The 11,807-nt window shown below is 72.3% G+C and carries 11 protein-coding genes; 2 read left to right on the forward strand and 9 right to left on the reverse strand.

The genetic code is table 11. From position 1 onward, the window contains the following. Nucleotides 1-53: 53 nt before the first annotated feature. From ruvX to OG946_RS04470, 9 genes are all read right to left on the reverse strand, one after another. Nucleotides 54-521, reverse strand: a complete 468-nt coding sequence (ruvX, locus tag OG946_RS04430; RefSeq protein ID WP_326794850.1) for a Holliday junction resolvase RuvX — start codon at nt 519-521, stop codon at nt 54-56. A gap of 25 nt (nt 522-546) precedes the next feature. Further along, a complete protein-coding gene (gene alaS, locus OG946_RS04435; RefSeq protein WP_326794851.1) occupies nt 547-3,216 on the reverse strand; it encodes an alanine--tRNA ligase in 2,670 nt (889 codons plus the stop codon). Continuing rightward, nucleotides 3,216-3,566, reverse strand: coding sequence for a DUF6167 family protein (locus tag OG946_RS04440; protein ID WP_326794852.1), 351 nt, complete (start codon nt 3,564-3,566; stop codon nt 3,216-3,218). The genes alaS and OG946_RS04440 overlap by 1 nt, the downstream gene beginning before the upstream one ends. A gap of 5 nt (nt 3,567-3,571) precedes the next feature. Further along, on the reverse strand, nt 3,572-4,021 hold the full coding sequence (locus OG946_RS04445) for a DUF948 domain-containing protein (RefSeq protein ID WP_326794853.1): 450 nt from the start codon (nt 4,019-4,021) through the stop codon (nt 3,572-3,574). Between the two features lie 196 nt (nt 4,022-4,217). Continuing rightward, entirely contained in the window at nt 4,218-4,829 is a 612-nt protein-coding gene (gene rpsD, locus OG946_RS04450; protein WP_326794854.1) for a 30S ribosomal protein S4, read from the reverse strand. Nucleotides 4,830-4,991: 162 nt separating this feature from the next. Beyond that, nucleotides 4,992-6,413 carry a replication-associated recombination protein A gene (locus tag OG946_RS04455; RefSeq protein WP_326794855.1) on the reverse strand — a complete coding sequence of 474 codons (1,422 nt, stop codon included), beginning with the start codon at nt 6,411-6,413 and terminating at the stop codon, nt 4,992-4,994. 33 nt (nt 6,414-6,446) lie between these two features. Beyond that, a complete protein-coding gene (locus tag OG946_RS04460; RefSeq protein WP_326794856.1) occupies nt 6,447-7,088 on the reverse strand; it encodes a vitamin K epoxide reductase family protein in 642 nt (213 codons plus the stop codon). A 182-nt stretch (nt 7,089-7,270) separates the two neighbouring features. Further along, nucleotides 7,271-8,557, reverse strand: a complete 1,287-nt coding sequence (gene hisS, locus OG946_RS04465) for a histidine--tRNA ligase (RefSeq protein ID WP_326794857.1) — start codon at nt 8,555-8,557, stop codon at nt 7,271-7,273. Next, nucleotides 8,554-9,273, reverse strand: coding sequence for an MBL fold metallo-hydrolase (locus tag OG946_RS04470; RefSeq protein ID WP_326794858.1), 720 nt, complete (start codon nt 9,271-9,273; stop codon nt 8,554-8,556). Before OG946_RS04470 ends, hisS begins: the two co-directional genes overlap by 4 nt. Nucleotides 9,274-9,467: 194 nt before the next feature. Here OG946_RS04470 and OG946_RS04475 point away from each other — a divergent pair, with 194 nt between their 5' ends. Further along, a complete protein-coding gene (locus OG946_RS04475) occupies nt 9,468-10,319 on the forward strand; it encodes a peptidylprolyl isomerase (RefSeq protein ID WP_326794859.1) in 852 nt (283 codons plus the stop codon). Nucleotides 10,320-10,549: 230 nt separating this feature from the next. Beyond that, nucleotides 10,550-11,779, forward strand: coding sequence for a DUF349 domain-containing protein (locus OG946_RS04480; RefSeq protein WP_326794860.1), 1,230 nt, complete (start codon nt 10,550-10,552; stop codon nt 11,777-11,779). Nucleotides 11,780-11,807: the final 28 nt, after the last annotated feature.

The raw sequence follows: 11,807 nt of genomic DNA on the forward strand, positions 1-11,807 counted from the left end.
GGTGCTTTTATACGACGGGTGCCGTGTCCGCGCGGAACGTTACCGTATCGCGATCACAGGGCCGCCTCGACGCTCTCACCCGGCGCCGCCCCTGACGCCCGTTCGGCTTCCAGCGCACTCTGGAGGATGACGACGGCCGCCACCTGGTCGACCACCGATCGGCCCTTGCGGCTCGATCTCCCGGCCGCACGCAGATTCTGAGCGGCCGTCACCGTGGACATGCGTTCGTCGACGAGCCGCACGGGCACGGGGTGGACGCGGCGGGCCAGCTTCTCCGCGAAGCCGCGGACCTTGGCGGCCGCCGGGCCCTCGCCGCCGTGCAGCGAGCGCGGCAGGCCGACGAGCACCTCCAGCGGCTCGTACTCCTCGGTGAGCGCGGCCAGCCTGCGGAACGCCGCCGGCAGGTCCCGGCCCGGCACGGTCTCCACGGGCGTGGCGAGGATCCCGTCGGGGTCGCACGACGCGACCCCGATCCGGGCGTCGCCGACGTCCACCGCGAGCCTGCGCCCGCGGCGGATCATCCGGCCCTCCTGCGGCGGTTCCATATCAGGCGGCGGCCTCCGCGACGCCCCGCTCCACCGCGGCCACGGCCTCGCCGACGGCTTGCGGGTCCTGCCCGCCGCCCTGGGCGATGTCGGGCTTGCCACCGCCGCCGCCGCCGAGCGTCTTGGCGGCCGTACGCACCAGGTCGCCGGCCTTCAGACCGCGCTCGCGGGCGGCCTCGTTGGTGGCGATCACGGTGATGGGACGACCAGCCGCGACGGAGAAGAGCGCCACGACGGCCGGCCGGTCGCCGGGGATCCGGCCCCGTACGTCCAGGACGAGCTTGCGCAGGTCCTCGGCGGCCGTGCCGTCCGGCACCCGGGCGGCGACCAGCGCGACGCCGCCGACGTCCCTGGCGCCCTCGGCGAGCCCGGCGGCGGCCTGCAGCACCTTCTCGGCGCGGAACTTCTCGATCTCCTTCTCCGCGTCCTTCAGCCGGGCCAGCATGCCGGAGATCCGCTCGGGCAGCTCCTCGGGGCGGCCCTTCAGCAGCTCGGTGAGCTGGTGGACCACGGTGTGCTCGCGGGCCAGGAAGTTGTACGCGTCCACGCCGACCAGGGCCTCCACCCGGCGCACGCCGGCGCCGATGGAGGACTCGCCGAGCAGCTTGACCAGGCCGAGCTGGGCGGTGTTGTGCACGTGGGTGCCGCCGCACAGCTCCTTGGAGAAGTCGCCGATGGTGACGACGCGCACCCGGTCGCCGTACTTCTCGCCGAACTCGGCCAGCGCGCCCTGCTTCTTGGCGTCCTCCATCGACATGACCTCGGCGTGCACGTCGAGTTCGCGGGCGAGCACCTCGTTGATCTTCTGCTCGACGTCGCCGAGGACGCCGCCCGGTACGGCGGCGGGCGCGCCGAAGTCGAAGCGGAAGCGGCCCGGGGCGTTCTCGGAGCCCGCCTGCGCGGCGGTGGGGCCGAGGGCATCGCGCAGCGCCTGGTGGGTCAGGTGGGTGGCGCTGTGGGCGCGGGCGATGGCGCGGCGGCGGCTCACGTCGATGGCGGCCTGGGCGGGCTCGCCGACGGTGACTTCGCCGACCTGGACGACGCCCTTGTGCACGCTGACGCCGGGCACCGGCTGCTGCACGTCGCGCACCTCGACCACGGCGCCGGAGCCGAGCCGGATCCGGCCGGTGTCGGCGAGCTGGCCGCCGCCCTCCGCGTAGAAGGGGGTGCGGTCGAGGACGACCTCGACCTCGTCGCCCTCGGTGGCGGCGGGCGAGGCCACGCCGCCGACCAGCAGGCCGACGACGGTGGACTCGGCGGCGGTGGCCGTGTAGCCCGTGAACTCGGTGGCGCCGGCGGAGTCGGCGACCTCGCGGTACGCGGACAGGTCGGCGTGGCCCGTCTTCTTGGCGGCGGCGTCGGCCTTGGCCCGGTCCCGCTGCTCCTTCATCAGCCGGCGGAAGCCGTCCTCGTCGACCGTCAGGCCCTGCTCGCCGGCCATCTCCAGCGTGAGGTCGATCGGGAAGCCCCAGGTGTCGTGGAGCAGGAACGCCTTGTCGCCGGGGAGCACGCCGGAGCCGGCGGACTTCGCCTCGGTGACGGCGGTGTCCAGCACGTTGGTGCCGGCCTTGAGGGTCTTGAGGAAGCGGGCCTCCTCGGCGAGCGCGACGGACTCGATGCGCTTGCGGTCGGCGACCAGCTCCGGGTACTGCTCGCCCATGGTGCTGATGACGACGTCGACCAGCTCGCCGACGACGGGGCGGTCGGCGCCGAGGAGCTTCATGTTGCGCACGGCGCGGCGCATGATGCGCCGCAGCACGTAGCCCCGGCCCTCGTTGCCGGGGGTGACGCCGTCGCCGATGAGCATGACCGAGGCGCGCATGTGGTCGGAGACGACCCGCAGCGAGACGTCCGAGTGGTCGGCGGCGCCGTAGCGCACGCCGGTCAGCTCCTCGGCCTTGTCGATGACGGCGCGCGAGGTGTCGATCTCGTACATGTTGTGCACGTCTTGCAGGATCATCGCCAGGCGTTCGAGGCCGAGGCCGGTGTCGATGTTCTGCTGGGGCAGGTCGCCGAGGATCGGGTAGTCCTTGCCCTTGCCGGGGCCGCGCACGTACTGCATGAAGACCAGGTTCCAGATCTCCACGTAGCGCTCGCCGTTGACGGCGGGGCCGCCGGCCTCGCCGAACTCGGGGCCGCGGTCGTAGTTGACCTCGGAGCACGGGCCGCAGGGACCGGGCACGCCCATGTCCCAGTAGTTCTCCTCCTTGCCCAGGCGCTGGATGCGCTCCGGGGGCACGCCGACGACGTCGCGCCAGATGCGCTCGGCCTCGTCGTCGTCCTCGTAGACCGTGATCCACAGGCGCTCGGGGTCGAGACCGTAACCCCCCGCGTCCTGCGAGCTGGTGAGCAGCTCCCAGGCGAGGGTGGCGGCGCCCTCCTTGAAGTAGTCGCCGAAGGAGAAGTTGCCGCACATCTGGAAGAACGTGCCGTGCCGGGTGGTCTTGCCGACCTCGTCGATGTCCGGGGTGCGGATGCACTTCTGCACGCTCGTGGCGCGCTTGTACGGAGGGGTGGCCTCGCCGAGGAAGTACGGCTTGAAGGGGACCATGCCCGCGTTGATGAGGAGCAGCGTGGGGTCGTCGGCGATCAGCGACGCCGACGGCACGACGGTGTGCCCACGCTCTTCGAAGAAGCGCAGCCAGCGGCGGCGGATTTCGGCCGACTCCATCAGTGGTCCTCTTTCAGGTTGCGATTGCGGTGGTACGGGCTGCGGTCGCCGGAGCGGCGCCGCGCGGCCTTCCGTTCGAGCTGTGCCTTGGCGCGCTGTCCCGGCAGCTCCGCGGGGCGGCTGCGGGGGCTGAGCCCGAGGGCGTCGTTGAGCTGGTCCTCGCGCTCGGCCATCGCGGCGCGCACGTCCTGGGCGAAGAGCAGGGCGCGGCGGCCGGTGTCGACGGCGCGGTTGGCAGCCGTGGCGGCGATGCCCTCCGGCGAGACGCGGCGCATCGCGCGCTGCGCCCTGACGGTGGCCCAGACTCCGGTGGCCGCACCGGTCGTGAACCAGAAGGTCCGACGGAACATGCTGCTCAGCCCTTTCTGCGCCTGACGGAAAAGCCCCGGCGGGCGGCGGGCACCCGGGCCCCGCCGACCGGGCCGCCGACGATCACGTCGCCGTCGTCTCCGGCCGGGCCGCGGTTCCGGCCGAGCGCACGGCGCACCCCGTACCCGAACGCGGCCACCTTCACCAGGGGGCCGCCGAAGGCAGTGGAGACGGTGGAGGACAGGGCCGAGGCGTTGGCCGTGACCTCCTGCACGTCGGAGGCGATGGCGTCGACCCGGGCGAGCTGCGTGTTGGCCGAGCGGACCGTGGCGCCGGCCTCCGCGAGCAGCGGGACGGCCTCCTCGGTCACGCGCGTGACCAACTCGCCTGCCGCGCGAAGGGTCCGGGCGAGCCGGAAGAGGGCCACGGCCAGGAACGAGACCAGGATGGCCCAGAAGACGGCCACGAGGATGCCGGCCACCTCTCCACCGGACACGATGCACCGCTCCTTCAGGGCTGCTCGCCGGGCGAGTCGACGGGGTGTTGCGCTGCCAGGGCAGGCTCCGACCCTATCGCGCCGGACCGACAGCCCCGTACCGGATTGACCCCCGTGCACTGGGGAGTTGCGCGAGCGGATTGTACGTTGCGCATACTTCCGCGCACGTTCCGTGCGCCCGCGGCGGGCGGGGCCGTCAGCGGGCGTAGTACTCCACGACGAGCTGCTCGTCGCAGAGGACGGGAATCTCGCGGCGGTTGGGCTCCCGGTCGAGCCGGAAAGCGAGCGCCGGCAGGTTGACCTCGAGGTAGCGGGGGGTCTCACCGTCCGTCGCGTAGCCGCCTTCGCGTGCGACCTGGAACGGGTACTTCTGGCGGCTGCGCTCGCGGACCGTCACCACGTCGTCGGGGCGGACCCGGAAGGACGGCTTGTCGACCTTGCGGCCGTTGACCTCGATGTGGCCGTGGACGACCATCTGCCGGGACTGGTAGACGGTCCTGGCCAGGCCCGCGCGGAGGACCAAGGCGTCCAGCCGGCGCTCCAGCTCGACGATCAGCGCCTCACCGGTCTTGCCCTGCACCTTGCTGGCGCGGTCGTACGCCCGGACGAGCTGGCGCTCGCTGATGTCGTACTGCGCGCGCAGGCGCTGCTTTTCGAGCAGGCGCACCTTGTAGTCGCTCGTCTGCTTCCGGCCGCGGCCGTGCATGCCGGGCGGGTACGGGCGGCTCTCGAAGTACTTGGCAGCCTTCGGGGTGAGCGGGATCCCGAGGGCCCGCGACTTGCGGACCTTGGGGCGCGGCTGGTTCACGTGCTTCCATCCTCCTCTGGAAAGTTAGGCAAGGCTTACTTTAAGCGATGCCAGCGCTCTCGCGCTCTTACCTAGAAAAACGCACCCGCGATTTCGGGCATTCCCGGCGGCAAGGCGCCGTGATCCGCATCACCAGGCGCCCGGCCGGCCGCGCGCGGCGGGTCAGTCGCGCTCGTCGCCCCGGCCGGGGCCGTCCTGGCCCCCGCCCGCCAGCCGCTCCCGCACCCGCTCGACCACCTCGGCGTACCGCGCCTCCGCGCCGTACCGCGTCGGCTCGTAGTACCTGCGGCCGGCGAGGGCGTCCGGGGCGTACTGCTGGGCGGCGATGGCGCCCGGTATGTCATGCGGATACACGTACCCCTGCGCGTGCCCCAGCTTCTCCGCGCCCTTGTAGTGCCCGTCCCGCAGATGCGCCGGCACCGGGCCCGCCTTCCCGGCCCGTACGTCGTCCATGGCCGCGCCGATGGCCTTCGTCACCGCGTTGGACTTCGGGGCCAGCGCGAGCGCCACCGTGGCGTGCGCCAGCGTCAGCGCCGCCTCCGGGAAGCCGATCATCGCCACCGCCTGCGCCGCCGCGACCGCCGTCTGCAGGGCGGAGGAGTCGGCGAGGCCGATGTCCTCGCTGGCGGAGATCATCAGCCGGCGGGCGATGAACCGCGGGTCCTCGCCCGCCTCGATCATGCGCGCCAGATAGTGCAGCGCCGCGTCCACGTCCGAGCCGCGCACGGACTTGATCAGGGCGCTCGCCACGTCGTAGTGCTGGTCGCCGTCCCGGTCGTACGCCACGGCGGCGCGGTCCACCGCCGCCTCCAGCGTCGGCAGCGACACCTCCGCCTCGCCCTGCGCCAGCGCCGCCCCGGCCGCCGCCTCCAGCGCCGTGAGCGCCCGGCGCGCGTCGCCGCCGGCGATGCGCAGGAGGTGCTCCTCGGACTCCTCGGGCAGCGTCACCGCGCCGCCGAGGCCGCGCTCGGCGGCGACCGCCCGGCGCAGCAGCCCGCGCACGTCGTCGTCGGTGAGGGGCTCCAGCGTCAGCAGCAGCGAGCGGGAGAGCAGCGGGGAGATCACCGAGAAGTACGGGTTCTCGGTGGTGGCCGCGATCAGCGTCACCCAGCGGTTCTCCACCGCGGGCAGCAGCGAGTCCTGCTGGGCCTTGCTGAAGCGGTGGATCTCGTCGAGGAAGAGGACGGTCTCCTTGCCGTACCCCCCGGCGGCGCGGCGGGCGCCCTCGATGACCGCGCGGACCTCCTTGACGCCCGCGGTGATCGCGGACAGCTCCACGAAGCGCTTCTGGGTGGCCTGGCTGACCACGTACGCCAGGGTCGTCTTGCCGGTGCCCGGCGGGCCCCAGAGCAGCACGGACGCCGGACCCGCCGGGCCTCCCCCACTACGCGCTGCGCGCGTGTGGGCGGTACCCCCAGCACCCTCGCCGACGAGGATGCGCAGCGGCGCGCCGGGCTTGAGCAGGTGCTGCTGGCCCACGACCTCGTCGAGGCTGCGGGGGCGCATCCGGACGGCCAGCGGGGAGCTGCCGGGATCCTTCTCCTGGCGCTCCTCGGCCGCTGCGGTGAACAGGTCGGGCTCCACGGTTCCGACCCTATGCCACGGGACTGACAGCGCTCAGAGGAGCGTCTTCCAGTACGACCACCAGCGGATGCCGATCAGGATGAGCAGGATCCCGTACCACAGGACGGGCACCACCCAGTTGAACTCCAGCACCGTCTCGCGCACCCGCGCCGAGACCGGGAAGACGCCGGTCTTGACGTTGTGCACGGTGGTGTACCAGAAGATCAGGATCGTCACCGCCCATACCAGCGAGCACCACAGGCACAGCGAGCCGATCTTGTAGAGCGACGAGTACTGGAGGAAGGTGACGAAGCCGACCCCGAAGAGGGAGCCCGCCCACAGCCCGGTCCACCACCAGCGGCGGTGCGTGGCGCCGGACAGCAGGCCGACGCCGATCACCACGAGCATCGGGAAGGCGATCCAGCCGACGAACGGGTTCGGGAACCCGAACACCGACGCCTGCCAGCTCTTCATGATGTTGTTGCACGACAGGACGGGGTTCAGGCTGCAGGCCGAGACGTAGTTCGGGTCCTCCAGCAGCTTCATCTTGTCGTGCGTGATCACCGCGGACGCGACCAGACCCAGCACGCCGCCGATCACCAGCAGCCAGGCGAACGGTCGGCCCGATCCGATCAGTCCGGAATCGGGCGGGTCCTCGTGCTGGGACGGGGCCGTTCTCGTTGCGGTCGTGGTCATCTCTGCTTCCGTGGGCTCGGCTCGGTGGCGGCACCTCATTGTGCCGCAACGCAGGGCGATCGGGCACCGGTGCACCGGTGATCGGCCGGTGACCCTCCGGCCATCCACCGCCAGGGGTCAACGATGCCCGACCGCACATTCGACCGGCGTAAATCCACCCGTCACCGCGCCACCCGCAGGGGTCAGGCCAGCAGCTTCCGCAGCTCGCCGACGACCTCCGCCAGCCCGACCGCCCGCTGCTCGCCGCTGCCGAGGTCCTTGAGCTGCACCACGCCCTCGCCGAGGTCCCGCTCCCCCGCCACCAGCGCGAAGCGCGCGCCGGAGCGGTCGGCGGACTTCATCGCGTTCTTCAGCCCCTTGCCGCCGAACGCGAAGTCCGCCGCCACCCCGGCCCTGCGCAGCTCGGTGACCACCCCGAAGAGCGTCCTGCGGGCCTGCTCGCCGAGCGCCGCCGCGTACACGTCGGTGGTCGCGGGCAGGTCCAGCGCCACGCCCTCGGCCTCCAGCGCCAGCACCGTGCGGTCCACGCCCAGCGCCCAGCCCACCGAGGGCAGCGCGGGGCCGCCGATCATCTCCGACAGCCCGTCGTAGCGGCCGCCGCCGCCGATGGCGGACTGCGAGCCGAGGCCGTCGTGGACGAACTCGAAGGTGGTGCGGGTGTAGTAGTCGAGGCCGCGGACCAGCCGGGGGTCGTCCTCGTACGCGACGCCCGCGGCGGTCAGCAGCTCGCGGACCTGCTCGTGGTACGCCTTGCACGCCTCGCACAGGTGGTCGCGCATCAGCGGCGCGGCGTCGAGCTGGGCCCTGACCTCCGGGCGCTTGTCGTCGAGCACCCGCAGCGGGTTGATCTCGATCCGCTCGCGGGTGGGCTCGTCGAGGTCGAGGCCGCGCAGGAAGTCCTGGAGCGCGGTGCGGTACGCGGGCCGGCACTCCTGGTCGCCGAGCGAGTTGAGCAGCAGCCGGAATCCGGTCAGCCCCAGCGCGCGGTAGCCGTCGACGGCCAGGACGATCAACTCGGCGTCGAGCGCCGGGTCCTCGGCGCCGATCGCCTCGGCGCCGACCTGGGAGAAGTGCCGGTAACGGCCCTTCTGCGGGCGCTCGTAGCGGTAGTAGGAACCGGAGTACCAGAGCTTGACCGGGAGGTTGCCCTGCTTGTGCAGGTTGCTCTCCAGCGCCGCGCGCAGCACGGAGGCGGTGCCCTCGGGGCGCAGCGCCAGCTCGTCGCCGCCCTTGGTGGTGAGGGTGTACATCTCCTTGGTCACGATGTCGGTGGACTCGCCGACGCCGCGGGCGAAGAGCCGCACGTCCTCGAAGCCGGGGGTCTCGACGTAGCCGTAGCCGGCGCGGCGTACGGGCGCGGCGAACGCCTCGCGGACGGCGAGGTAGGCCGCGGAGCGCGGCGGGATCAGGTCGTAGGTGCCCTTGGGGGCCTTGAAAGCCGGTGAAGTGCTCACGGAGGGTGTCGTCACATTCGTCGTTGGTGGCGGAGCGGGGCGGCCGGGCCGCCCGCCCGGCCGGCGGCCGGCTCCTGCAGGAACGGGTTGCCGGCGCGCTCGCGGCCGATGGTCGTCTGGGGGCCGTGCCCGGGGAGCACCACGGTCGCGTCGTCGAGCGGCAGGCACACGCGGGCCAGCGACTGAAGGATCTCGGCGCTGTCGCCGCCGGGCAGGTCGGTGCGTCCGATGGAGCCGGCGAAGAGCAGGTCGCCCGAGAAGAGGACCTGCGGCACATCCTGCTGCTCGGGCAGCCGGAAGGTCACCGACCCCTTGGTATGGCCCGGCGCGTGCGCGACCGTGAGGTTCAGCCCGGCCAGCTCCAGCTCGGCGCCGTCGGCGAGCTCGGCCACGTCGTCCGGCTCGCCCACGGTCAGGTCGCCGAGCAGCGGCGCCCCGACGGCCATGCCGAACGCCTTCTCCGGATCGGCGAGCATGTACCGGTCGGCGGGGTGGATCCAGGCGGGCACGTCGTGGGCGCCGCAGACGGGGATCACCGAGGCCACGTGGTCGAGGTGCCCGTGGGTGAGCACCACCGCGACCGGCTTCAGCCGGTGCTTGGCGACGGCCTCCGCGACGCCGTCCGCCGCCCGGTGCCCGGGGTCGACGATCACGCACTCCTCCCCGGCGGCCGGGGCGAGGAGATAACAGTTGGTGCCCCATGCGCCCGCGGGGAACCCGGCAATGAGCACGATCGTCCTTCACCTGTCGGATCTCGTCGGATGTGTGCCGCCGCCGGGATCCGCGCGGCCGGCGGCGGCCCCGGAATTGCGGCCGTACCGAGACTACCGGCGCTCCTCATCCGGCAGCGAATCGATATACGGTACGGCACACGGAATTCCGGATCCACGAACGCGTGTGGCAGCGACTCGAGGGAGAAGACGCGGTGGTCAGCAGGGACCAGCGGAGGCGGCAGCTCGCCCGGGACAAGTACGAGCGGCAGCAGCGCAGGCGCGCCGACCGCAGAAAGCACAACCGGAAGCTCGCGGCGATCATCGCCGCCCCGCTCGTGGTGGTGATCACCGTCGTCACGGTCGCGGCGGCCACGGGCTTCGGGTCGGACGACGACAAGAAGAAGGACGACGCCGCGGCGCCCAGCGCGAGCCCGGAGAAGGCGCACGACCCCTGCGGCAAGCCGGAGAAGGGCAAGCCGTCGGACAAGACGTGGAAGAAGGAGCCGAAGCTCGACATCGACGACTCGGCGACGTACACGATGACGCTGTCGACCACCTGTGGCGACATCGGCATCGAGATGGACGCGGGCAAGGCACCGCACACCGTGAACAACATGCGGTTCCTCGCCGACGAGGGCTACTTCGACCACAGCCCGTGCCACCGGCTGACCGGTCAGGAGTCCGGCATCTTCGTGCTGCAGTGCGGCGACCCGGCGGGCACCGGCCAGGGCGGCCCCGGTTACACGATCCCGGACGAGAACCTCAAGGACAAGGCGGTCAAGGGCGGGACGTACCCCGCGGGCACCGTGGCGATGGCCAACACCGGTCAGAAGGACTCCGGCGGCAGCCAGTTCTTCCTCGTGTACCAGGACAGCCCGCTGCCCCCGAACTACACGCCGTTCGGTCAGCTCACCGACGAGGGCACGGCCACGGTCAAGACCATCGCCGAGGCCGGCGCGCAGCCGCAGGACCCGCAGACGGGCAACACCGCCCCGAACGCGACGGTGGTCATCGACAAGGCGACCGTCACCAAGGGCACCAAGGAGCAGGAGACCGACCGCTGAGCCACGGCCGGCCCCGTGTCGTTACGGGATTGGTCTCGCGCGGGATGCGGACAGCCGGCCCGCCGTTCGCCTATGTTGGCGTTGTGCAGGTGCGGGGGTGCCGGCGGCAGTCGCTTTCGCCCGCCGCCGGATCGGCCGGATCCGGTACCCCATCCCCTTTCCGGCCGCAGACAACTGTGGAAGACGCCGCCGGGCTGCCGGGCCCGCGGGGCGTCATGTGAGGAGGCGCTGTGAGCAGCGACCCATGGGGCCGGGTCGACGAGACGGGCACCGTGTACGTGCGTACCGCCGACGGCGAGCGAGTCGTCGGCTCCTGGCAGGCGGGCTCGGCCGAGGAGGCACTCGCCTACTTCAAGCGCAAGTACGAGGGCCTGGTCGTGGAGATCGGCCTCCTCGAGCGCCGGGTGCAGACCACCGACCTGTCCACCAAGGACGCCACCACCGCCATCGATCACCTGCGTGCGCAGGTCTCGGAGGCGCACGCGGTCGGTGACCTGGACGCACTGACGGCGCGGCTCGACCGGCTGGTGGAGGCCGTGGGCGCCCGTCAGGAGGAGCGCAAGGCGGCCAAGGTCAAGCACCAGCAGGAGGTGCGCGAGTCCAAGGAGGCGGTGGTCGCCGAGGCGGAGGAGCTGGCGCAGAGCGAGCAGTGGCGCGCGGCGGGCGAGCGGCTGCGGGAGCTGGTGGAGACCTGGAAGGGTCTGCCGCGGCTGGACCGCAGGAGCGACGACGAGCTGTGGCACCGCTTCAGCCACGCACGCTCGGCGTTCTCCAAGCGCCGCAAGGCGCACTTCGCATCGCTCGACGCCCAGCGCGAGGAGGCCAGGCGGCGCAAGGAGAAGCTGGTGGAGGAGGCGGAGGCGCTCTCCGGCTCCCGCGAGTGGGGGCCGACGGCCGCCCGCTACCGCGAGCTGATGGCCGACTGGAAGGCCGCGGGCCGCGCGCAGCGCGACCAGGAGGAGGACCTGTGGTCCCGCTTCCGCGGTGCGCAGGACGTCTTCTTCCAGGCCCGCAGCGAGGTCTTCGCCGAGCGCGACCACGAGCAGCGCGAGAACCTGACGCGCAAGGAGGAGCTGGTCGCGGAGGCGGAGAAGCTGCTGCCGGTCACCGACCTCAAGGCCGCCAGGGGCGCCTTCCGCTCGATCAACGAGCGGTGGGAGGCCATCGGGCACGTACCGCGGGACGCCCGGACGAAGATCGAGGCCCGGATGCACGCCGTGGAGCGGTCCATCGGCGAGGCGGAGGAGGCCGAGTGGCGCCGGACGAACCCGGAGGCGCGGGCGCGCGCCGAGGGCCTGACGGGGCAGTTGCAGGACGCCGTCGACAAGCTGCACCGGCAGATCGAGCAGGCGCGGGCGCAGGGCAACGCGGCGAAGGCCGACAAGCTGGCCCGTGAGCTTGAGGGCCGGCAGGCGCTGCTCGACCAAGCGCTCAAGGGCCTGCGGGAGTTCGGCGGCTGAGACGAGCCGCTGGACGACTGGGCCCCGC

Origin of the sequence: Streptomyces sp. NBC_01808 (assembly GCF_035917395.1) — a bacterium.
GTDB lineage: Bacteria > Actinomycetota > Actinomycetes > Streptomycetales > Streptomycetaceae > Streptomyces.

Bases quoted from the DNA above. Each gene is read 5' to 3' on its own strand.
- OG946_RS04460 (WP_326794856.1), bottom strand. From the start codon at position 7,088: ATGACCACGACCGCAACGAGAACGGCCCCGTCCCAGCACGAGGACCCG.
- ruvX (WP_326794850.1), bottom strand. From the start codon at position 521: ATGATCCGCCGCGGGCGCAGGCTCGCGGTGGACGTCGGCGACGCCCGG.
- alaS (WP_326794851.1), bottom strand. From the start codon at position 3,216: ATGGAGTCGGCCGAAATCCGCCGCCGCTGGCTGCGCTTCTTCGAAGAG.
- OG946_RS04440 (WP_326794852.1), bottom strand. From the start codon at position 3,566: ATGTTCCGTCGGACCTTCTGGTTCACGACCGGTGCGGCCACCGGAGTC.